At 31.2% G+C, this 23,340-nt stretch carries 20 protein-coding genes; 1 reads left to right on the top strand and 19 read right to left on the bottom strand.

The annotated features are described in order from the left end of the window. The 19 genes from AC5EAH_RS05125 to trmL form a co-directional block, all read right to left on the bottom strand. Window positions 1–2,629: MiiA motif-containing surface protein (locus AC5EAH_RS05125; protein ID WP_493493690.1), on the bottom strand; the 2,629-nt coding region annotated here is incomplete at its 3' end. A 299-nt stretch (window positions 2,630–2,928) separates the two neighbouring features. Further along, window positions 2,929–4,362, bottom strand: coding sequence for a pyruvate kinase (pyk, locus tag AC5EAH_RS05120; RefSeq protein WP_493493689.1), 1,434 nt, complete (start codon window positions 4,360–4,362; stop codon window positions 2,929–2,931). A 24-nt stretch (window positions 4,363–4,386) separates the two neighbouring features. After that, window positions 4,387–5,349: a 6-phosphofructokinase gene (pfkA, locus tag AC5EAH_RS05115; protein ID WP_493493688.1), complete on the bottom strand. Its 963-nt coding sequence runs from the start codon at window positions 5,347–5,349 to the stop codon at window positions 4,387–4,389. A gap of 129 nt (window positions 5,350–5,478) precedes the next feature. Continuing rightward, a complete protein-coding gene (locus AC5EAH_RS05110) occupies window positions 5,479–8,721 on the bottom strand; it encodes a DNA polymerase III subunit alpha (protein ID WP_493493687.1) in 3,243 nt (1,080 codons plus the stop codon). Between the two features lie 33 nt (window positions 8,722–8,754). After that, entirely contained in the window at window positions 8,755–9,714 is a 960-nt protein-coding gene (locus tag AC5EAH_RS05105) for a DHH family phosphoesterase (RefSeq protein ID WP_493493686.1), read from the bottom strand. 12 nt (window positions 9,715–9,726) lie between these two features. Next, complete coding sequence (gene mutS, locus AC5EAH_RS05100; RefSeq protein ID WP_493493685.1) at window positions 9,727–12,285, bottom strand: DNA mismatch repair protein MutS; 2,559 nt, start codon at window positions 12,283–12,285, stop codon at window positions 9,727–9,729. Between the two features lie 16 nt (window positions 12,286–12,301). Then, window positions 12,302–13,255: a S66 peptidase family protein gene (locus tag AC5EAH_RS05095; protein ID WP_493493684.1), complete on the bottom strand. Its 954-nt coding sequence runs from the start codon at window positions 13,253–13,255 to the stop codon at window positions 12,302–12,304. 13 nt (window positions 13,256–13,268) lie between these two features. Further along, window positions 13,269–13,979: an alpha/beta fold hydrolase gene (locus AC5EAH_RS05090; RefSeq protein WP_493493683.1), complete on the bottom strand. Its 711-nt coding sequence runs from the start codon at window positions 13,977–13,979 to the stop codon at window positions 13,269–13,271. A 14-nt stretch (window positions 13,980–13,993) separates the two neighbouring features. Continuing rightward, entirely contained in the window at window positions 13,994–14,359 is a 366-nt protein-coding gene (locus tag AC5EAH_RS05085; RefSeq protein WP_493493682.1) for a YlbF family regulator, read from the bottom strand. A gap of 221 nt (window positions 14,360–14,580) precedes the next feature. After that, the gene (gene trxB / locus AC5EAH_RS05080) at window positions 14,581–15,507 is read right to left on the bottom strand and encodes a thioredoxin-disulfide reductase (protein ID WP_493493681.1); all 927 of its coding nucleotides are present in this window, start codon (window positions 15,505–15,507) and stop codon (window positions 14,581–14,583) included. A 16-nt stretch (window positions 15,508–15,523) separates the two neighbouring features. Then, complete coding sequence (ppaX, locus tag AC5EAH_RS05075; RefSeq protein ID WP_493493680.1) at window positions 15,524–16,150, bottom strand: pyrophosphatase PpaX; 627 nt, start codon at window positions 16,148–16,150, stop codon at window positions 15,524–15,526. A gap of 9 nt (window positions 16,151–16,159) precedes the next feature. Beyond that, on the bottom strand, window positions 16,160–16,963 hold the full coding sequence (gene lgt / locus AC5EAH_RS05070) for a prolipoprotein diacylglyceryl transferase (protein WP_493493679.1): 804 nt from the start codon (window positions 16,961–16,963) through the stop codon (window positions 16,160–16,162). Window position 16,964: 1 nt separating this feature from the next. Continuing rightward, a complete protein-coding gene (gene hprK / locus AC5EAH_RS05065) occupies window positions 16,965–17,888 on the bottom strand; it encodes an HPr(Ser) kinase/phosphatase (RefSeq protein ID WP_493493678.1) in 924 nt (307 codons plus the stop codon). A 12-nt stretch (window positions 17,889–17,900) separates the two neighbouring features. Then, a complete protein-coding gene (locus AC5EAH_RS05060; protein WP_493493677.1) occupies window positions 17,901–18,287 on the bottom strand; it encodes a phage holin family protein in 387 nt (128 codons plus the stop codon). A gap of 16 nt (window positions 18,288–18,303) precedes the next feature. Next, window positions 18,304–19,026, bottom strand: coding sequence for a type 1 glutamine amidotransferase (locus AC5EAH_RS05055; RefSeq protein ID WP_493493676.1), 723 nt, complete (start codon window positions 19,024–19,026; stop codon window positions 18,304–18,306). Between the two features lie 10 nt (window positions 19,027–19,036). Further along, window positions 19,037–20,338: a MurT ligase domain-containing protein gene (locus AC5EAH_RS05050; protein WP_493493675.1), complete on the bottom strand. Its 1,302-nt coding sequence runs from the start codon at window positions 20,336–20,338 to the stop codon at window positions 19,037–19,039. A gap of 154 nt (window positions 20,339–20,492) precedes the next feature. Next, window positions 20,493–20,960 carry a hypothetical protein gene (locus AC5EAH_RS05045; protein ID WP_493493674.1) on the bottom strand — a complete coding sequence of 156 codons (468 nt, stop codon included), beginning with the start codon at window positions 20,958–20,960 and terminating at the stop codon, window positions 20,493–20,495. Between the two features lie 4 nt (window positions 20,961–20,964). Continuing rightward, a complete protein-coding gene (locus AC5EAH_RS05040) occupies window positions 20,965–21,636 on the bottom strand; it encodes an HAD family hydrolase (protein WP_493493673.1) in 672 nt (223 codons plus the stop codon). An 11-nt stretch (window positions 21,637–21,647) separates the two neighbouring features. After that, the gene (gene trmL, locus AC5EAH_RS05035; protein ID WP_493493672.1) at window positions 21,648–22,127 is read right to left on the bottom strand and encodes a tRNA (uridine(34)/cytosine(34)/5-carboxymethylaminomethyluridine(34)-2'-O)-methyltransferase TrmL; all 480 of its coding nucleotides are present in this window, start codon (window positions 22,125–22,127) and stop codon (window positions 21,648–21,650) included. Window positions 22,128–22,303: 176 nt separating this feature from the next. Here trmL and AC5EAH_RS05030 point away from each other — a divergent pair, with 176 nt between their 5' ends. Continuing rightward, the gene (locus AC5EAH_RS05030; protein WP_493493671.1) at window positions 22,304–23,071 is read left to right on the top strand and encodes a hypothetical protein; all 768 of its coding nucleotides are present in this window, start codon (window positions 22,304–22,306) and stop codon (window positions 23,069–23,071) included. Window positions 23,072–23,340: the final 269 nt, after the last annotated feature.

Genomic DNA, 23,340 nt, shown 5'->3' with positions numbered 1-23,340 from the left:
CCTCTTTTTCTGCTGGTGTTAAGTTTTTAAGATCATCTACTAATGTTATCTCTGGATCATTAGGTGTATATCTATCAGTATCTGGAACTTTAACCACTGTTTCTGATGGTGGAATTGTATCTTTTGTTCCATCTGGATATGTTACTGTTACTGTTCCATTTTTAGATACTACAATTTTAGTACCTGTTGGAAATTCTTTTCCAGATTTCTCTACTACTTTTGATTTAACTGTATCTTTCTCTTGTTGAGTTAAATTATTTAAATCTACTACTGGTGTGACAGAAGTTACACCTGCATCATATTGCTCAGTCATAGGTTTAGGTTTAACTGTATCCGTTAAAATATCAGTTGATCCATCTGGATATTTTACTGTAACCGTACCATTAGGTGAAACTGTTAATTGTTTTTTATTAATACCTTTATTCGGATTAGCAGCAATAACAGCATCCTTAACTTGCTCTTTCTCAGGTGTTGTTAAATTATTAACATCATCTACTGGTGTTTTTTCAGGTGGATTTAATTCTGTACGTTCTGCTTGTGTTGGTTGAACTGTTTGAACCGTTTCTTGACTTTGCAATTTATTAGGTTCTGTTTGTTTAGCTTTTACTTCTTGACCAACAACTAAAGGTGTTGTTACAGGTACATTCCATTGTCCTTTAGTATTTACAGTTGTTTCTTTTGTTGTTCCATCTGGTAAAGCAACAACAATGTTAGAATTAGGAATACCTGTTCCTGTGATTTGTTTATCATCAGTATCAATTGTATTAATTACTGGTACTGCTGATACTTCTTGTTTTTTAATAACTAAGACATAATTTAATGTCCCACTTTGACCTGCAGTATTGACAGTTGATTTTTGAACACGTGCCACAGTATAACCTGATGCCGGATCAATTGTAGGATTTAAACGATCTATTTGTTGCGCTGCTTTTAAATTATATTTATTAATATCAAATTTCGTTGTACCATTAACAGATACTGTTTTAGGTGTAGTACCTTCAGTATAATTTACTGTAATTGGTTTATTAACTAAATGATTTGATTCATCAACAATTGAAATTGTTACAGGACGCTCATTAATCGCGTAACCATAACGTGCATTATTAGAAATACGTTTTGGTACTGGTGCTGCCCAGTTAGATGAACGTGTTGTTTCAAAATACAACATATTTTGATCATAATCATTAATTTTACCAGTTAAAATTGTACGTGCTTGCTTTTTACGTGCAATTAAACTTTGATAATCACGATAAGCACTATAATATTTGTTATGATCCCCTTCAGGAATACCTGATAAATTAGCAACACCAGAGAATGATTGATTTCCTTCAGGTGTTCTTACATGAATTGGGTTAACATTTGGATTTGAATAGTAATATTGGCTATTACTTAACCATTTACCACTTGTATAATCTTTCGGTGTCCCATCTGGGTTAACATATCGAGAATCTTTTGTGATTTCTTTTTCTGGAAGTCCCTGATAGGCAACAGTATTATAAGGTTCTGCTTTCATACCTGCAGACCAAAAAGCAATATGTTCAGCAGCTACACCATGTTGTGTCAGACCACCAATTTCATCTTCATTGGCACCATTAAAGACATAAACAACACGCAAGTCACCATTATCTAACTTTTGTACATCTATATCTGCATGCCCTGCTACTTGAGATGCTAACCATGTTGTATACGTTCCTTGATTGTTGTAACCTTGCTTAAATGAATATGTTTTTGAATTTTGTAAGTTTTGTTTTTGATCGCCTGCTGCACGGAATGTTGCACCACTAACACTTCTAAATGCAGAATGCTCATTATTTTCATTAGCTTCATTAGTAGTTGGTGCAACTGTCTTTCCTTCAATATGATCATCTTGTTTTTGAGTAGTTGATACAACTTCTTTTAATTTAACATCACTATTTTCAGTAGTTACTTCTTTGTTTGAAGCTTCTTTATTCTCTGTTGATGTTGATTTAACTTCTTTACTTGTAACTTCTATTACTTTTTCAACAGGTTTTTTAATTTCTTCTTCAATAATCAGCGTAACTTCTACAACTTTTTTTGAGCCATCAGGAAACGTAACAACTACAGGCACATGAAATTCACCCGCTGTTTGACCATCTACTAATGTTGCACCAGATGCTAATTCAAATTGTAATTGTCCTTTATCAGTCGGAAAATCAAGTGCAGTTATATTTTCGAATAACATTTCTTTTGTTACAACTGTACCAAACACTTTAGATAACTTTTCAGCGTGTAAAATGAACACACTAGCTTGTTCAGGTTGTTTTTCAATTGCTTCAGTTACTAAAGATTTTTTTGTAACGGTTTCATTTGACACTGTTGGTGTACTTTCTGAAGTTATTTCTGTTGACATTGCTTTTTCAGGCATAACAGATTCAGGCTGTGTCGCTACATTTTCTTGTGGCAATGTAACTTTACTTTCTTCTGAAGCTGTTGGGACATTTTCTACTGCAACTACTTCATCAGCCGCTAATACAGAACCACCTGTTAAAAATAATAAACCTCCAACCATAATTGAAGCAACACCCAGCTTCATTTTTTTAATCGAATAAAAATTTACTTGACGACTGGTTTTTTCTTTTAATAATTTTAAATTATTTTTCCCTATCATTTATTTCTCCTTAAATTTATACAAATTTTATTTTATAGAATACTATAAAATATCCTATGATTTTATAATAACGTTATTCTAAGATTTATGTCAATATTTTTCTATTAATTTACACTTTTTTACAAGAAAAATATTAAAAATTTATATTTATAATTAATTAATAAACTTAATTCTATTTCAAATGTAAATTACAAAAAATATCTAATTTTTAGTTTTTTATATTTATGAATATAAAAAGTATCGACTAAATGCATATATAGTCGATACTTTATCAAAATATCTAACAGTATTTTATATAATTACTCAATTATATGAATTTTCATTGTGTTTGTATTACCTGTTTTTGCAATTGGTGTACCCGCTGTAATAATAATTGTATCATCTTTTTTAGCTGCACCTGATACTTTTACTACTGCGTTAACTGCTGCTACCATTTCATCTGTTGTTTCAGTTACACCACCGACAATAGGAGTAACACCCCACACAATCGCTAAACTACGAGAAACTTGCTCATTCGGTGTTACAGCAACGATATGTGCATGTGGACGATATTTAGAAATTAAACGTGCTGTACGTCCTGTTTGTGTAGATGTTGCAATTGTTTCGATATCTAAGTTCAACGCAGTATGTCCAACAGCTAAACCAATCGCATCATTGATATCTTTCGTTTCAGTAAAGTATTTAGCACGGCGACTTAATACCGCTTTATAATCTTGTTCTTCTTCTGCACGGAAAGCAATACGTGACATTGTTTCAACTGTTTCTACTGGATAACTACCGTTAGCTGACTCACCTGATAACATAATTGCATCTGTACCATCGTAAATAGCATTAGCAACATCTGATACTTCTGCACGTGTTGGTCTAGGGTTATCTTGCATTGAATCTAACATTTGTGTTGCAGTAATAACTGGTTTACCAGCTAAATTACATAAACGAATAAAATGTTTTTGTAAAATAGGTACTTCTTCTGCTGGTACTTCAATACCTAAATCACCACGCGCTATCATTAAACCATCTGATACTTCGATAATTGATTCGATATTATCAACAGCTTCTTGACACTCAATTTTAGGAATAATTTGAATGTGTTCTGCACCTTCTTGTTTTAAGATCTCACGAACTGCAATAACATCTTCTGCACGACGAACAAATGATTGTGCAATATAGTCAACACCTTGTTGACAACCAAAACGAATATCCGCTTCATCTTTTGCTGTAATAGCTGGTAATTTAGTTGATACACCCGGTACATTAATACCTTTTTTAGAACTTACAGGCCCTGTATTTTGTACTGTTGTGTCAATGATACCTTGTGCTTTATCAATTGCATCAACAGTTAAACCAACTTTACCATCATCGATTAAAATCGAGTCACCGACATTAACATCATTGATTAATTCTGGATATGAAATAGAAATCATTTCAGGTGTACCTAAAACCTCTGTCATAGAAATTTTTAATTTGGCACCTTTTTCTAAAATGAATTTTTCGGCCATGTCATGTGTACGAATTTCTGGACCTTTAGTATCTAATAAAATAGCTAAGTTAGCATTTTTTTCTTCACGTAATTCTTTTGCTAAAACAATACGTGCACCATGTTCTTGATGGTCACCATGTGAAAAGTTTAAACGAATAACGTTCATACCTGCATCAATCATGCTTGACATTGTTTCACGTTTTTCAGATGCTGGACCTATCGTACAAACAATTTTTGTTTTTCTTGTGTTCATTATAAAAATTCCTCCTAAGGATTGTTAAATTGATAATTTTTTAGAGATTTCGTACATACCTAAATCAATTTGGTGTGTACTATTAAAGATTTCATCAAAATGACGGTGTGTTAATTGATTTTGTTGAATACCTACCGCATGTCCAGAAACACCTTTTAGTAATAATTCAACTGCATAACCACCTAAACGCGAAGCAAGTACACGATCAAATGCAGTTGGGTTTCCCCCACGTTGCATATGTCCTAAAATTGATACACGTGCATCAATATCAATTTTCTCTTTTAATTCTTTAGCAAATTCATTACCGCCCATTACACCTTCTGCTAAAATAATAATTGAATGACGTTTACCACGTTTCATTCCTTGTTCGATGTATTTAACTGTTTCGTCAATTGATACCGCATTTTCAGGAATAATGATTGTTTCAGCACCACCAGCAATACCTGACCAAAGTGCTAAATCTCCAGCATCACGACCCATTACTTCAATAACAAATGTACGTTCATGTGATGAAGCTGTATCGCGAATCTTATCAATTGCATCAACAATTGTGTTTAATGCTGTATCAAAACCGATAGTAAAATCTGTTCCTGCAATATCATTATCAATTGTACCAGGAATACCGATTGTTTGAATATTCATTTCGTGTGATAATAATTGCGCGCCACGATAAGAACCATCTCCACCAATCACAACTAAACCATCAATCCCTAAAGCCTCTAGATTTTTAATTGCAACCTGTCTTACTTCAGGATCTTTAAATTCTGGTAAGCGTGCTGAAAATAAACTTGTTCCACCACGTTGAATAATATCACCTACACTACCTAATTCTAATTTTTTTATATTATTTTCAACAAGACCTTTATAACCTTCATAAACGCCGTATACTTCTAATCCGTTAAAAATAGCTGTACGTGTTACTGCACGAATAGCAGCATTCATACCTGGTGCATCTCCACCACTCGTTAAAACAGCAATTTTTTTCATGTTGCTTACCTCTTTCATGTTTATTTAATTTTTTTGATCTTTCATTAATAAAATAACACATTTGTTTTAGAAATTCCAATACTATTATGTTAAACATTAAATGTAAACGTTTAAAGTTTGAAGATTTTTTTAACGTGAGATTTTAATCACATTTTCATTAAATTTCTTCTCAAGTTCTTGTAAAATATCATTTGTTTCTAAGTAACCATATGCTTGATATTGATTCGTTTTTTCATAATATAAATATACCGCAATTTTACCTGTTAACTTACAAAATTGTTTTAATAATTTCAAATCTTCTTCATCAGTGATTTTAATAAACATTTTAGAAAAAGTTGCACGTAAATCCGTTTCAAATTTTTCTAGTGTAATGACTTCATTAATAATTAATTGTTCGCGTTGTTCTATCTCTTTTTTAGTTAGCTCCTTTTTAACTAACATAATACGTTGCTGCCCTTGTTCTAAAAATCTTCTATAAGTTAAATATAAGTTTGGAAAAATAACCGCATCTATTTCAGTATCACCATCAAATAAAGTTAAGAAGGCCATTTGTTGTCCTGTTTTTGTTTTAATTACACGAATACGTGTAATTTCTACATATGTATAACCTGTTTTAGCTATTTTTTGAATTTTTTTTAATGGTAATAAATATTTTTGTTGATAAATTGTATTAATAGGATGCTGTGAAAAATAAAAACCAATGACTTCTTTTTCTCTTCTTAATTTTTCACTATCTGACCATTCTTCTTGTACTTCATATCGAATAGACATACCTGAAGCAGTTAAAATAATATCTTTACCTTCAACTTTTATATTTTTATCTGTTAATTTTTGTGCCATATGAAATAATGTTGATCGATTATAACCAAAACTATCCAAAGCACCTGCTTCTATTAATGAATTTAATACTTGTCCAGTTAAGATTTTTTTAGGTACCCGTTCTAATAAATCGTCCAAACTTTTAAACTCACCTTGAGTATAGCGTTCTTGAACAATCGCTTTAACAGATTGAAAACCAACATTTTTAATGCTCGTTAATGCAAAATAAATTTTATCATCAATAACTTTATAATAACTATCACTAAAATTAATGTCAGGTCTCATCACTTGCAAACCTAATTTTCGACTTTCTTGCACGTATTCTTTAACTTTTTGCTCATCCAATGTTACAGAAGACAATAATGCAGACATAAAATAAGCTGGGTAGTAATATTTTAAATACGCTAATTGATAAGAAATCATTGCATAAACGACTGCATGACTTTTATTAAAACCATAATCTCCAAATTTATTAATTAATTGATAAATTTCTTGGCTCAATTTAACATCATAACCTTTTTGTACCGCACCTTCAACAAATTTTTGTCTTAAATCCTCTAATTGTTGATGATTTTTTTTACTGATGGCACGTCGTAAATTATCCGCTTCACTTAAAGAAAACCCTGCAAATATTGCTGCAATTTTCATTACTTGCTCTTGATAAATCATAATACCATACGTGCTATCTAAAATATTTTTCAAATCTTCATGTGGATAACTAATTTGTTGTTGCTCATGTTTTCTAGCAATAAACATAGGAATTTGTTCCATTGGTCCTGGACGATATAAAGCTAATACCGCTATAATATCATCAAAACTGTTCGGTTTTAAATTCATCAAGACTCGTCTCATACCAGCAGATTCTAATTGAAAAATCCCATTTGTTTGACCACGTGATAAGTAATCAAACACTGCTTTATCTTTATAATCAATATTGTTCAATGTAAAATCAGGTTGTTGTTTTTTTATTTGTTTGACAACACGTTCTATTAAAGTTAAATTTTTCAAACCTAAAAAATCCATTTTCAATAAACCGACTGCTTCTAAATCGTCCATTGTCCACTGTGTAATATGATGATCTCCTTGATCATTTAATGGCACAATATCATCCAATGCCTGACTACTAATAATAACACCAGCAGCATGTGTCGAAGTGTTTCTAATATGACCTTCTAAACTTAAAGCAATTTTAAACCATCTTTGATATAACTCGCCTTGTGCAATAAATTGTTGTAAAGAAAGTGATTCTTGATAGGCTTCTTTCAATGTAATTTTCAAGCGATGCGGAATATGTTTTGAAATAAATTTTAACTCTTCATTTTTAAACTGAAAAACACGTGCAGTTTCACGCGCCACAGCACGTGCTGACAAAGTACCAAAAGTAACAATTTGTGCGACATTATGTCGACCATATTTTTCAGTCACATATTGAATGACTTCATCACGTCTCGTATCTTGAATATCAATATCAATATCAGGTAAAGACACACGTTCAGGATTTAAAAACCTTTCAAAAAGTAAGTCGTATGCAATCGGATCAGCTTGCGTAATACCTAAAACATAAGCAACTAACGAACCTGCAGCTGAACCACGACCTGGTCCAACATTAATCCCTTGTTGTCTAGCATAATTAATAAAATCAGCTACAATTAAAAAATAATCTGCAAAACCCATTTGACAAATTGTTGTTAATTCATATGTTAAACGTGAACGATAATTATCCAATTGCATCAAATCAGCATATTTTTCGTTTGCTTGTTGTTTGACAAATGATTCAAAATACGCTGTGACTGAATTATATGTCGACGGCAATGGAAATTTCGGTAAATATAATTGTTGATTATCTAATGTTAACTGACATTGCTCAGCAATTTTCACTGTCTCGTCGAAGGCCTGTTTTAACTCTGGATAGCTTTGTCTCAACTGCATTTGATCTTGTTCAGATAAATAATATTCTTGTCCTGATTGTTTATAAATTTCTCTTACATCTAAACGGTCATTATTTCTTATCGCAAGTGCTGTTTGATAACTCATAATATCTTGGGGATATAAATATCTAACCGGTCGAATATACACGGCTTTTTGTAATTGTAAAGTCGTTAATAATTCTCTAGTCAACTCATTAATCGCAATATAAGGTGTTAATTTAGTAAATGTTTGACACCATTGTTGATTTTGTTGCACATCTGCTTTAATAATATAAATTAAATTCGTTTGATATTCATACAAGGCCTGCCACGATAAACTATTATTTTGTGATAATAAAGTTGAAATAATCATCAAAGATTTAAAACCTTGTTCATTTTTAGCGTATGCTAACACTTCAATCAATTGGCCTTCAATTTGACAAGGTATTGAAATACCGATTAATGGTTGTATTTCATATCGTTGACATAATTGATAAAATTTATAAGCACCGTATAATTTCATACCATCAACTAATGCCAATATTTTATGATTTTGACTTAGGGCATAATCTTTCCAAGTTTCTAAAGTAATGGTACTCGACAAAATATCATATTCTGAATGCACTTCCAGTTGTATAAAAGACATCATATGCCTCCTTTCTTGACGAATTGCTCACAATTATTTGTTTATAATGAGTTGTAATTGGTCGATTAGATGATCTAATTGCGACCAATCTGTTAAAGTGGCACCTGACGCCAATGCATGTCCACCACCATCAAACATTTCAGCAATATGATTAATTGCATAATGTTTTGAACGTAAACGCACACGAATTTGTTGCGTCGTACTATCTTCAATTGCAATAAACCAAATTTCTAAATCCTCTAAATCACGAATTGCATTAACATGTATCGCAATATCATCACGTGTTGCATCTAAAGATTTTAAAGTTTCAGCATCAATTGTAATGTAAGCTAATTGTAGGATTGGTCGTTGATAATGACTTAAAACATATCCCTTCGTTTTTAATAATTTATCTGTTGTCGTATACATATTATTTAAAAATTCACTTGCTGAAAAATTATATAATAATAGCTGACTGACAACACGCATTGTTTCAGCCGTCGTATTAGGAAATAAGAAACGACCTGTATCGCCAACAATACCTGCATATAAATATAAAGCACCTATATCACTTAATGGTTGTGTTAATTTTGTTTGCCATTGCTCACATAATTGATAGATCATTTCACTACATGAACTTGCTTGTGTATGTACTAATTGTAATAGACCGTAAGCATCCACATTTGGATGATGATCAATTTTAATTGCTTTTGCCATTAAGTCTTCAGTTAATTCAGCACCATCTATTCGTTCTTGATTCGCTGTATCAACGATAATAATCAGACTCTTGTCTAAAATATCTGTTGGTATTTCATCCATCTTGACATCTAATGGTATTTGAGAATTATTCGTACCACCACAATATACTGCTTTATCTGGAAACATAGCTTTAATAATTTCTTTCAAACCGAATTGTGAACCAAATGCATCTAAATCTGGATTAATATGTCGATAAATAATAATATTTTTTGCTGCTTGAATGTGTTGATAAATTTGTTGTGCTACTAATTCCATAATTATGCCTCTTTATAATTTATTTTTTAAGTCATACAATAATGACAAAGCTTGTTTCGGTGACACATCATCAATATCTAATTGTTGTAAGTAAGACACTATTTCTTGATGTGCCGAAGATGTTTCAAATAATGATAATTGTTCTACCGTTGATTCAACAACTGGTGTTGACTTTCTATCCTGTGCTGATTGTTGTTCAAATTGTGTCAACAAACTATTTGCTCGATGAATAATTTCATCCGGTAAATCTGCTAATTTAGCAACGTGAATACCATAACTTTGGTCAATCGCACCTTTTTTCACTTTATGCAAGAATACTAGACGACCTGATTGTTCTACGGCTGAAACATGGACATTTTCTACTGTTGGTAAAACTGCTGTTAACTCTGTTAATTCATGATAATGCGTTGAAAATAATGTTTTAGCATGAATATGTTGAGCAATATATTCAATAATTGCTTGCGCTAATGCCATACCATCAAAGGTTGAAGTTCCCCTACCTAATTCATCAAAAATAATTAATGATTGACTTGTAGCATGACGCATTGCTTGTTTAGCTTCTAACATTTCTACCATAAATGTTGATTTTCCTGAACTTAAATCATCAGCTGCACCTATACGTGTGAAAATTTGATCAAAGATTGGTAATACAGCAGAAGTGACTGGTAAAAAGCTTCCCACTTGTGCCATGATGACTAATAAGGCAACTTGACGCATATACGTTGATTTACCTGACATATTCGGACCCGTAATTAAGAAAATATCCTTATCAACAGGCATGATACAATCATTATCAACATATAAAGATTTATCCATCATTTTTTCAACGACTGGATGACGTGAACCAATCAAAGTTAAATCACGTTGTTCTGTAAATTGTGGACGTTGATAATTTTGTTGACTCGCTAAATGTGCAAAACTTTGTAATACATCTATTTGACTAATATTATCAGCTAATTTTTGCAGACTTAATACATATGTTTTGACTTGTTCTCTTAAATCAAGGAAAAGTTGATATTCTAAATCGATCATTTTATCATCTGCACCTAAAATTAAAGCTTCTTGTTCTTTTAGCTCAGATGTAATAAATCGTTCTGTATTAGCCAATGTTTGTTTTCTTTCATAACCTAATTGTTCTAAATCTAAACTCTCAATTTGACTGCGTCTAATTTCAATAAAATAACCAAAAACTTTATTGAAATTAATTTTAAGTGATTTAATACCTGTACGTTCACGTTCTTGTTGTTCTAATTGAATTAACCATGTCGTACCATTTTCTTTAGCTTCACGTAACTTATCTAATTCTTCGTGATAGCCTTTTTTAATCATACCGCCTTCTTTAATGGTTAATGGTGGTTGATCGACCAAAGCATTCTCTAATAATGTCACTAATTCAGGAAGTGGTGTTAATCTACTCGCCAACTTAACCAAATGTTGCTCACTACTATTAGTCAAAATCGTTATCATTTGTGGTACTTTTTGTAATGAATACAATAATTGTACTAAATCTTTAGCATTGACATTACCATAAGCAACACGTGCCACTAAACGTTCAATATCATAAACGTCTTTTAATGCCTCTCGTAAATCTTCTTTTGTGAAATAATCATCAATTAAACTTTGTACAATATTTTGACGACGCGTAATTGCTGCGATATCAATTAAAGGTTTATCTAACCATTGTTTTAATTTTCTTGCGCCCATTGCTGTAGCTGTATCATCCATAACCCATAATAATGAGCCTTGCTTTTTATTCCCTATAATTGTTGAAGTTAATTCAAGATTACGTTTAGAATTATGATCAATTTTTAAAAATGATGATAAAATATAATACTTAAATGGCTGTAAATAATCTAAACTTCTTTTTTGCGTACGTTCTAAATAACTAATTAACAATTGTCCTGCTTCAATGAGTAATTGATCTTCTAATTCACTAAATAAATGCTCGTTATGCGTTGATAAAAGCATCTCAGTCTGTTGAGATAAAACAATCCCTCTTTGTTCAATTCTTTGTTGATAATCAGAAGGTAAAGATGTTTGTAAAATTAACTCTTTAACTTGTAATGAATTTAATTCATTCAATACTTCAAAGAAATCATTATCTATCAAAGTTGCGTGTAATTGACCAGTAGAAATATCACCATAAACAAAACCATAACGTTGCTCTTTGTGAATTAATGCAGCAATATAATTATTTTCTTGTTCATTTAGTCCACGTTGTGCCATGACAGTTCCAGGTGTAATTAAACGAACGACTTCTCTTTTTACAACACCTTTTGTTGTTTTAGGATCACCAACTTGTTCGCAAATCGCTACTTTATAACCTTTTTCTATTAATTTTTCTATATAATTTTCTGCAGCATGATAAGGCACACCACACATAGGAATACGCTCTTCAACACCTGCTGAACGACCAGTTAATGTAATTTCTAATTCTTTAGATGCTAGTAAAGCATCTTCAAAAAATAATTCATAAAAATCACCTAAACGATAAAACAAAAAAGCATCTTGATAATCTTGTTTGACGGTTAAATATTGTTGAATCATTGGTGTATATTGTGCTACTGACATAATGAATTCCTCTTTCTTACATAGATTCTACTATAATTTTTTTATTTGTTGCATCTAAAGTCACTGTGCCACCGATTGGTAAAGTCATAATCGGTCGCGTATGACTGCAATCTACATTAGCTAAAATAGGACAATTTAATGTGGGTAAATGTTCTAAAAATAATGATACATAATCTTTATTAGTAGATGATTGATAATGATGTGGACGTCCAATAATTAATCCACCAAGCTCTTTTAAAGAGATAGATTGTACGAGTTGTGTTAATGAACGTTCTGTTCTATAATCTGTTGGTTTTTCATCTTCTAAAAATAAAATATCACCTGGTTGTATGATTGGCATATAAGGTGTCCCTATCAAAGCACACATCGCATGTAAATTACCACCAATTAAACGCCCTGTCACTTGACCTTCTTTAACGGTACGCCATCCTTCTTTTTTAATAATGACATTAGACGTTAAATGTACTTCTGTTTCACTAAATTGTTGGTTCTCATGATAGGTATAAGGTAATTGTCCCTTAATTAGTAAATCATTAAAATATTGAAAACTCTGCTCTCTAAATAATTCTACACTAAAAGTTGGTACAGCAGCTGGACCATAAAAAACTGTTTGACCTGTTTTAGCATAAATCGCCAATAGTAAATTTGTTGTATCTGAAAAACCGATAAATTCTTTTAAACTACGTCCAATCATATCGAAATCTAAATAAGGTAAGATGGCATTCGTATTATAACCACCGATGACTGACATAATACAATCAAGATTAGGATTGGCAACTAATGACATCAACTCATGCGCGCGTGCTTTAGCTGTACCCGAACGATAACCATCATCATGCCCTGTCAACTCTCCCCAAGTTACAGCTATTTGCTTAGTTTTGAAATATTGATTAATTTTAGAAATTACTGAAACATCTTTTGCTGTAATTGGTACTGAACTCTGAAATAAACCTATATGATATTTAATCATTATAGACACCTCCTTAAAATTTTGCTAACCATGTCATAATAAGTTGTTCGACTTGTGTTATCACATCATAACTATTTTTTAAAGTATGCTCACCATTTTTCACTGTCATAAATTCAGTTAATACATTTTGATCTAATAAATGATGATACATAAGGTAACAATCACTATATCTCCATACTTTATCTAAATCTCCCCATAATAAACAAGTGGGTACTTGATAATGATCTAAATAATATATTGGTGATTGGTAAATTAAGGCATCAATTAATGAAGGATGCACTGCTATACCATGCAATTGATAATGTTGCTGTTGCTTAGCTCTAATGGCACCACCTGTTATCATACTCATATAATTTGAATATACTGGTGCTATCGCTATTGTTGAAACAGGTTTGATTTTTTCTTGTACGATCAAACTAGCAATTAACCAATTACCGAAAGAAACACCTAATAAATGAATTTGACATTGCGAATAATTTTGTTCGACCCATTGATAGCTAGCTAATAATTGTTGTTGCCAATGTGACACTGAGTAATGATGCACATTGTCTTTGTCTTTTCCCATACCATCATATTGAAAGGAAATCACTGCACAATGCTTAGCCACTAATTTATCAATTAAATCACCATAATCTTTCTCACCAATTTGATGCGCTAAAAAACCATGACTCATGATCATGACTTGCCTAGCTTTTGTTATATCACCATATATTTGATATTGCATCTCATCACTTCCTATTATTTTTCATCTAAATCATAATTAATTTGTGACGTCATGTCATCTTGAATAAACTGCATTAATTGTTGCATAAATAAATTAACTTCATACATGCTTTCTTGAAATTGTGTCGTAATGGGCAAATTATGAATTTGCTGCTCTAAATCATCTATTTGTTGTTCTACTTGCTGTAATGCATTCGTTTTTCTCATCGCTTTTAAATGTACCGCTTCTTTTTGTAAAGCTTTTATTTGTGACATTGTTGTATTAATAAATTCATTATTTTGAATTTGTTGTTCAATTTGTTGATACCTTATAATATCATCATCGTTTTTTAATTTATCTACAAGTTCATCCAAAACTTGATGAATGGTTTCTAAAGTCATGTTATACTCCTATGCATACATTTTATCTGTTAATTATACCACCCTTTTTTTATTAATTCTATACAACCTATATTTTTAGTGAATAGATAGTAAAAAGGTTCTATCATTTAAAGTACTGATAAATTTACTATCAACACTTTAAATAATAGAACTTAAAATATCAACTGAACAATCTAAATTGTTCAGTTGATATTTGTTTATTTAAATGTTTATCACGCTAGTTATTCAAATTCAATATGTTCAATATATTGTTGTGCATATTGTGCAGCTAAGGCACCATCAGATGTTGCCGTTACAATTTGTCTTAATAATTTTTCACGCACATCACCTGCTGCTAAAATACCAGGTACAGCTGTTCTCATATTGTCATCAGTGACAATATAACCCGCTTCATTTAAAATACCTAAAGCACTAAAAGCTGATGTCATAGGTTGCATCCCAACATAAATAAAAATACCATTCGTTGATAATGTTGATTGTTCCCCAGTCTGTGTATTTTCTAAAGCAACTTCACTAACAACACTATCACCTTTAATTTCAGTAACTACCGTATTCCAAATAATATCTATATTATTTTGTGCAAAAACACGATCTTGTAAGATTTTTTGTGCTCTAAACGTATCTCGTCGATGAATAATAGTTACTTTATCAACAATTTTAGATAAATATAACGCTTCTTCTACAGCTGAATCCCCACCACCGACAACAACGACTTCTTTACCTCTAAAGAAAGCACCGTCACAAACAGCACAATAACTTACACCACGTCCTGATAAAGTATCTTCACCAGGTACACCTAATGATTTATGTTCCGCACCTGTGGCAATGATAATTGACTTAGCAATGAATTCACCACTATCCGTTATAATATGCTTGTGATTATCTTGAACTTTAACATCAGTAATATTACCGTACGCATATTCAGCACCAAATTTTTGTGAATGCTCAAACATTTTAGTTGATAGTTCAGCACCATTGATCATAGCATAGCCAGGATAATTTTCAATATCTTCGGTATTAACCATTTGACCACCTGGAACGCCTCTTTCTAACATTAAAACTGATAAATTAGCTCTTGATGCGTAAACTGCAGCAGTCATCCCAGCAGGACCTGCTCCGATAATAATGACATCATAAATTTTTGACATGACTTAACCTTCTTTCTTAAATATAATTTTTTAAATCTTTTAATGTATCAATAACATAAGTTGGTTGACTTGCATGTTTAACTTGTTCTAAATTTTTTGCTGTCCAAGCAACTAATACTGTGTCTACACCAGCAGCATGGCCTGCTTGAATATCACTGGCATTATCACCTACCATCAATACTTGTGATTTATCTTCAACACCTAAACGTTTCATAGCTAATAATAATTGTTCAGGATGTGGTTTTGCTTCTGTTACATCATCTAAAAATAATAATTCATCAAAATATGAAGTTAAATTGAATAATTCAATACCTTTCATAGCACTTTTTTTCAATTTTGACGTCACAATAGCTAATTTAATACCTTGTTGTTGTAAATATGCTAATGTTTCAGTTAAATATGGAAAAGGTTCAACTAACTCATCATGATGACTTAAATTCCACGATACATATTTTTCAATCATTTCATCCACTTGATCTGGATGTGTTTGACTAAATGTTTGGCGTAATGTTGGCCCTAAATATTGTAATACATCATCACGTGATTTATCTGGGAATATATATTGAAATGTACGAATAATTAATTCGTTAGTATCAATTAAAGTACCATCTAAATCAAATAAAATTGTTGTATATTTTTTCATAATAAACTCCTATGCTTCTCTATACTTCAAACGTGCATAACCTTTATAACGACGATAAATAATCATGATAATAGCAATCACAATAATCACAATTGAAATGACTTGGGCAATACGTAAAGTAGAAGTTAACATTAATGAATCTGTACGCATACCTTCAATAAAATATCTTCCGATTGAATACCAAATCAAGTAACTTGCAAACACTTCACCATGTCTAACCACTTTCTTCAATACGATAATAATTAACAACAAACCTATCATATTCCATAAACTTTCATAAAGAAATGTAGGATGGTAATAAATCCCGTCTATTTTCATATTATCAATAATAAATTGCGGTAAATGTAATTGTTGTAAAAATGACAAAGTTGTTGGTCCACCATGTGCTTCATGATTCATAAAATTACCCCAACGTCCGATAATTTGCCCTAATAATAAACTCGGTGCTAAAATATCTGCCATTTTAAAGAAAGAAACTTGCTTATAGCGACAAAAAATAAATAAAGTTAGTAAACCACCTAAAATTGCACCATGTATAGCGATACCACCTGTCCATATTGCAATAATTTCAGCAGGATGATATTGATAATAATGCCACTCAAATGCAACATAATAAATACGTGCTGATATAATAGCTGCTGGTACAATCCACAATACTAAATCTGAGATAATATCTTTTGGTAAGCCACGTTGTTTAGCTTCTCTTTCAGCTAATTGATAAGCTAATAAAATACCTACAGCAATAATAATGCCATACCATCTTACTTCATGACCAAATATTTCAAAAGCAACAGGATTAATAATACTTAACATATTATTCTCCCCCTTGTATAATTTGCTCTTTTAAACGATTTGTAAATTCTTCAGCTGTATTAATTCCCATAATATTCAAACGATAATTCATAGCTGCCACTTCGATAATAATAGCTAAATTTCTACCCGGTCTAACAGGAATTGTTTTTTTATCAATAGCACTATTTAAAATTTCTAATTTTTCACTATTTAAACCAATACGATCATACATTTTACCATCTTGCCAATGTTCTAAATGTACATTCAAGTCAATAATTTTGTCATCACGTACAGCACCTGTTCCAAATAAAGTCATGACATTAATAATACCTAAACCACGTATTTCTAATAAATGTTTAATTAATTCAGGTGCAGTACCTTTTAATAAACCTGGTTCTAGCTCTTTCACATCAATACGATCATCACCAACTAGACGGTGCCCACGTTTTACTAATTCTAATGCGACTTCTGATTTACCGACACCAGATTCACCCGTAATTAATAGTCCTACACCATAAACATCTAATAAAACACCATGAATAGACGTTTCTTCCGCCAAACAATCACTTAAATATCTTGATAATTCACCCATGAATTTTGTTGTAGACATTGTCGTACTAAAGACAGGTGTATCATACATATTTGATGATTCAATTAATTCAGGAGGTGCTTCCATCCCACGTGAGATAATAATACAAGGTGTTTTACGTGTACATAGCATGTTCATACGTGCTTCTTTTTCTTTAAGCGATAACAGTTCATAAAACGACATTTCTGTTGTCCCTAAAATTTGAATACGATGTGCATCATAATAAGAAAAATAGCCTGCAAATTCTAAACCTGGTCTAGATAAATCGGCAATACCTATTTCTCTATCTAAACCCTTTTCTCCACTAATTACTGTTAAATTGAATCTTTTAGCGACCATTGCTGCTGTAACTTTCATAAAAACCTCCTACTATTTATTATCATCCTTGTGATTCATACGTATAAACTTCACTTTAATATTACCATTATAATAGTTATTAATGACATTAATGACGACTGCCGTTAGAATGGCTGCACCAAATGAAGAAATTTTAAAATAAGGCTGTATTAAATAACTAATAAATTCTAATAACAAACCATTAATAATTAATGCTGTTAAGCCAAATGTCATTAAATTAATCGGCAGTGCAATCATCGTAATAAAAGGTTTTAAGTAATAATTAATTAAACCTAACAAAATTCCTGCTAACAAACCATATTTCCAATGTGTAAAAGAAATATAATTAGGAAAAAAACCAGCGATTGCCATTAACACAGTCGTATTTAATAGTAATTGTACAATTAGTTTTTTTGACATTATCTGTCCGCTCCCATTATTTTTTTAATAATCTTGTTAATATTGTATGTTGCGCTGATTTTTCTCTACTATCATCTAATGGTGTAAACGCAATGTCTAAGCCCTTACGTTCTACCGCTTGTTTTAATAAGTAGTCTGTAATTTGTGGATTTTTAGGTAAAATTGGTCCGTGCATATATGTACCTAATAAATTTTTATACCATAAACCTTCTTTCCCACTATCATCATTATTACCATAACCGACAATAACATTGCCTAATGTACCAAAATCATGATAAGTTCTACCTCCATGATTTTCAAACGCTACAATTTTACCGAATTGCTGTGATTCGACAACAATATTACCTGTTAATCGTTTAAGTTTTGATTCAGTATAAAAATCTAATACTTGCAAACCCTTTAATTTTTCGCCATTTAAGGTAATATAATGATCACCTAAAAACTGATAGCCGCCACAAATTGTTAATGCCGGCATACCATCTTCTACTGCAGCTTTAATATCATCTCGAATATATTCAAGTTGTGCTGTCGCTAAAGACTGTTCACGATCAGATCCACCACCAATAAAAAATAAATCCGCTTGAGACATAACAATATCTCGTGTATCTGAAATAGATTCTACTTGTAAATCAATACCATGCCATTTTGCACGTTGTTTTAAAGCGATCACATTACCTATATCACCATATAAATTCAATTTATCTGGCATAAAATGAAATAATTTTAATGTATGAGACATGATAAACTCCTTATTTAAATTGTTGTTGTAATGCTGTTAACATCGGTTGTAAAGCAGTGTAATTTGGAACACAAACTGCATAACTAGATTGTTGCGATAATAATGCCACTGCTTGTGCAATATTTGGTAATACAATCGTTTCTACATTAATTTCTGCATATTTTAATCTTAATGCTAATTCTTCAGCACGACTTCCTGTACAAATAATACGTGTAATTTGTTGACGTGATAATTTTTCAAAATCAGTATCCCAAATCCAAGAAATATCTAAACCATCTGCGGCATTATCATTTAAAGCTAACAAATATTGCTTATCGCCTGATAGTTGTTCACCCATAGACAGCGAGGCATTAAAACCTGCTGGATTTTTAGCTAAATTAATGACTGCATGCTGCCCATTTTTTTCGAAAACTTGCATACGCCCATTATTTGAAGTGTAGCTACTAAAGCCTAAATCAATTTGTTCATCAGTTAAGCCCATTTCATGTAAGACACTATAAGCTGCTAAAACATTAAATACATTAAAATCACCAGCAATTTTCATATTAAATTGATACGTATTAATTGTTGGTACTAAAAATGGTGTTTGTTGTAATGCTTGCACTTCATATTTAGGCGTCGGTCTATGAAAACCACATGAGCAATGATAATGTCCAATTTGATTATAATGTGTCCAATCATAAATTAATGCTTTACCACAATTCGGACAAAACTTAGATTCAACCATTGTAGATTGTTCAAAGTGATAAATGTCTCGAGCCATACCATAATAAGTGACTTTATCTGATGCAACTGACAAGCGATTAACAAATGGATCATCACCGTTTAATACTAATTCAATATTAAAAGGTTTAATCGTATCAATAATTTTTTGTACTAATAAATCTATCTCTCCAAAACGATCTATTTGATCTCTGAAAAAATTAGTAAAGATCATTTTAGTTGGTTGAATTTCTTTAAATACACGTGGTATAGATCCTTCATCAATTTCAATGACAGCGGCTTGTTTTTGGCCATCCGTTTGCAAAATAAATGCAGCTGTAATCCCCGATGCCATATTAGCACCTTCATTATTATGCACAATATGATAACCGTTTTGTTTCAATGTCCACCCTATTAAATTAGATGTTGTTGTCTTACCATTTGTACCAGAAATAAAAATAATTTCAGGTATATCTGCTACAATTTTTGATAAAATTTGAGGATCTATCATACGTGCTACACGGCCAGGTAAATCTGTGCCTTGTTTACCTGCTAATAAACTTAATCGTCTTGTTGTTTTTGCTGCTAAAATTGCTAGCTGTTTTTTCAAAATGAACGCTCCTTTATGCATTTATTTAAAAAAGGAAGAAACCAGCCATTACTACCTGGTATCTTTCCCATTTAATTTCTTTATCATATCTATTAAATATGATGATGTTTTGAATATAAATGGTAGAGTATCATTCGTCTACATGATCATATCATTAGAAAATCTCATCTAAACTTTCTTCATAACCATCTCTAAAATTATCAAAGTCATCATAATCACTACTATGATTATAATCTTCTTCGTTATAATCAAAATTTTCTTCTCGATCATCACCTAATATATCTTCTTCAAAATCAGGATTATAATCTATATCTTCTATTTCTTCTTCATCATAATGAGAAATATATTCTGGTTCATCGTCTGTGACATCTATTAAAGTACTCACTTCACTATTTTCATCATCTTCGCGTGCCTCATACTCGTAATCAAATTCTTCTAAAAAATCATGCACGCCACGATATAAGTCCATATTTTCTTCTGTCACTTCTTCAGTAGGTGCCATTATCATAGGTTCATCTTTAGAAAAATCGATTGCTGATAATAATGTTTCATCATTGATACTAGATAGTTCGTTTGTTAATTCATAACTATCATCGTTGAGAGGGAGGTGTTCACTATCCATAATTTTAAATTCCTTTTCTATTTTTTAATATTATTTGTAATTTATTATAGTCTAGTTCTGACAAACTATCCACCATTATGTTCGCAAGTTGTTCATCAATTGGTGCATGTAAATGACGTCGACCAATACGAAAAATATTGGCTGCTTGCGCCGCTAATAAGCCATTTTGAGAATCTTCAATAACAATACATTGTGATGGTAATTTATCTAACATTTGCGCAGCTTTTAAAAATATTTCTGGGTGTGGTTTACTTTCCTGTAAAGTTAAACCACTAATATATTGCTTAATATATTGATTAATACCTGTTTCACTTAACATTTTTTCGATTAAAGCTGGTGAAGATGAAGAGGCAATGATCATCGGTACTTGATAATGTGCCAAATGTTGAATAAAAGGTAATACATCTTCAAACATTGTGTCTTGATAATTAGGAAATTGTGTTAACACAGCTTCTTCTTGTATCTCACATAATTCATCAATAGTTTTATCTATATGATAATGAGATTTAATAATTTGCCATTGTTTAGGCATTGATGTCCCAATCACAGCTTGCCTTACCTCATGGTTCAGTTGTAAATCAAATTGAGCTAATAAACTTTCAATTAAACGATCATAATGTGGTTCACTATTAACAAGTACACCATCCATATCAAAAATCACTGCAAACTTTGTCATATTAATCCTTTCTAATGTAAACCTTCAAAACCTTGTTGACGTAATACTTCATAAACTAACATACAAGCTGTATTTGATAAATTAAGTGAACGTACATAATCTTTATCACTCATAGGAATACGCATGGCATAATTTTGATATTTTTCTTTAACCCAGTCAGGTAAACCTGTCGTTTCTCTACCAAAGACAAGATAAATATCTTTCTCACTATCTGAAAAATCAAAATCACTATACGTCTTGTTACCAAATTTCGTCACTAAATAATACGCTTCTGCTTGCGTACGCTCAAAAAACTCTTCGATTGAATTCCAATAATGAATGTCTACAAATTCCCAGTAGTCTAATCCTGCACGTTTTAATTGTTTATCATCTGTTTGAAATCCTAATGGATGAATTAAATGTAAACTCGTGTTCGTCGCTGCACATGTTCGTGCAATATTTCCTGTATTCGCTGGAATTTGTGGTTGATATAAAACAATATGTAATGGCATAATTTCTCCTACCTAATATTTTAATATCTATATTTTACCATAAACAATAATAATAACCTAGTACTCACAAAAGAAAAACATAATTAAATGCCTCTCAAGATTGATATAAAAAACCTTTTTTTATTTCTTATTTTTTGTTATGATTGAATGAGTAAATTTTAAGAAGGAGTTTAATCATGAAAAAAATCATCGTGACTGTTATAACAATATTATTTATACTAACAGCCTGCGGTAAATCTGAACATTATCAAAGCCAACAATTAGTTGATATTGCCAAACAAAATTTTAATTATAAAGCAATTGAAGTAAAGGGAAGCATCGTTAAAATCACTTTGCAAAAAGATGATAGTGAAGAAGAGATTAATCAGGCATTAATTAAATATATTAATCAATTAATTGAACAAAAACAACAAGTAACACGTTTAATTGTAGATATGACTACACCTAATGGTAATAATGTACAAATCACTTACAATACCGTTCAACATGCAACAAATATTACAGATAGCCAATCATTAAAACAACAAGCAACTAATTACAGTGCTGATATGGCTATTAAATCTATTTTATCAGAAGAAGATTTCAAAACACAAACAACGGTTATTTTAGATCAACTACTAACCGTCATCAAATCTATCGGTGAAGTACAATCTGATTTAAGATTAGGGATTAGTGATAATAATGCTAATCGACAAGCTTTAACAACTAATATTCAACAAGCTGATACTATGATTAAAGAGTTTAATAAATTATCTATGAATAATATCGCACCTTCGCAACAACAACATTTTGAAGCCATGAAAGATATTTTTTCTAATTATAGTGGTGTCAAAGATTTAATTAATAATAGCATTAAAAATAATCGTACTGACTTAGAAGAAGTATTAGATTTCAAACAATTCGAAGACAGTATCTTTACATTAAAAGAAGCTATCAATAATTAAACATCTGTGAAAATACAAAGATATAAAATATAACCCACTTTTATATTGAGCATATGCCTCTTATAGTTTAACTATAAGAGGATTTATTATATGTAAATATAGTATAGAAAAAATGATACCTGTGTAACTACATTATTTAATGGACTTATAAACATCAGAAATAAGTTCATTTCACAAAATAATATTTAATTATTGTTTCAGGCTTATAAATTTAATTATACAATAAAAACGTTTTCACTAAAAGTCTGTTTTTTTATTATTATATTTGC

Source organism: Staphylococcus sp. B1(2026) (assembly GCF_058895785.1).
Note: the sequence above shows the minus strand (reverse complement) of the source record. Positions and strands in the feature narration are given on the sequence as shown.

Excerpts from the sequence above, each read along its gene's own strand:
- pyk (WP_493493689.1), bottom strand. The coding sequence starts at position 4,362 with ATGAACACAAGAAAAACAAAAATTGTTTGTACGATAGGTCCAGCATCT.
- pfkA (WP_493493688.1), bottom strand. The coding sequence starts at position 5,349 with ATGAAAAAAATTGCTGTTTTAACGAGTGGTGGAGATGCACCAGGTATG.
- AC5EAH_RS05110 (WP_493493687.1), bottom strand. The coding sequence starts at position 8,721 with ATGTCTTTTATACAACTGGAAGTGCATTCAGAATATGATATTTTGTCG.
- AC5EAH_RS05105 (WP_493493686.1), bottom strand. The coding sequence starts at position 9,714 with ATGGAATTAGTAGCACAACAAATTTATCAACACATTCAAGCAGCAAAA.
- mutS (WP_493493685.1), bottom strand. The coding sequence starts at position 12,285 with ATGTCAGTAGCACAATATACACCAATGATTCAACAATATTTAACCGTC.
- AC5EAH_RS05095 (WP_493493684.1), bottom strand. The coding sequence starts at position 13,255 with ATGATTAAATATCATATAGGTTTATTTCAGAGTTCAGTACCAATTACA.
- AC5EAH_RS05090 (WP_493493683.1), bottom strand. The coding sequence starts at position 13,979 with ATGCAATATCAAATATATGGTGATATAACAAAAGCTAGGCAAGTCATG.
- AC5EAH_RS05085 (WP_493493682.1), bottom strand. The coding sequence starts at position 14,359 with ATGACTTTAGAAACCATTCATCAAGTTTTGGATGAACTTGTAGATAAA.
- trxB (WP_493493681.1), bottom strand. The coding sequence starts at position 15,507 with ATGTCAAAAATTTATGATGTCATTATTATCGGAGCAGGTCCTGCTGGG.
- ppaX (WP_493493680.1), bottom strand. The coding sequence starts at position 16,150 with ATGAAAAAATATACAACAATTTTATTTGATTTAGATGGTACTTTAATT.
- lgt (WP_493493679.1), bottom strand. The coding sequence starts at position 16,963 with ATGTTAAGTATTATTAATCCTGTTGCTTTTGAAATATTTGGTCATGAA.
- hprK (WP_493493678.1), bottom strand. The coding sequence starts at position 17,888 with ATGAAAGTTACAGCAGCAATGGTCGCTAAAAGATTCAATTTAACAGTA.
- AC5EAH_RS05060 (WP_493493677.1), bottom strand. The coding sequence starts at position 18,287 with ATGTCAAAAAAACTAATTGTACAATTACTATTAAATACGACTGTGTTA.
- AC5EAH_RS05055 (WP_493493676.1), bottom strand. The coding sequence starts at position 19,026 with ATGTCTCATACATTAAAATTATTTCATTTTATGCCAGATAAATTGAAT.
- AC5EAH_RS05045 (WP_493493674.1), bottom strand. The coding sequence starts at position 20,960 with ATGGATAGTGAACACCTCCCTCTCAACGATGATAGTTATGAATTAACA.
- AC5EAH_RS05040 (WP_493493673.1), bottom strand. The coding sequence starts at position 21,636 with ATGACAAAGTTTGCAGTGATTTTTGATATGGATGGTGTACTTGTTAAT.
- trmL (WP_493493672.1), bottom strand. The coding sequence starts at position 22,127 with ATGCCATTACATATTGTTTTATATCAACCACAAATTCCAGCGAATACA.
- AC5EAH_RS05030 (WP_493493671.1), top strand. The coding sequence starts at position 22,304 with ATGAAAAAAATCATCGTGACTGTTATAACAATATTATTTATACTAACA.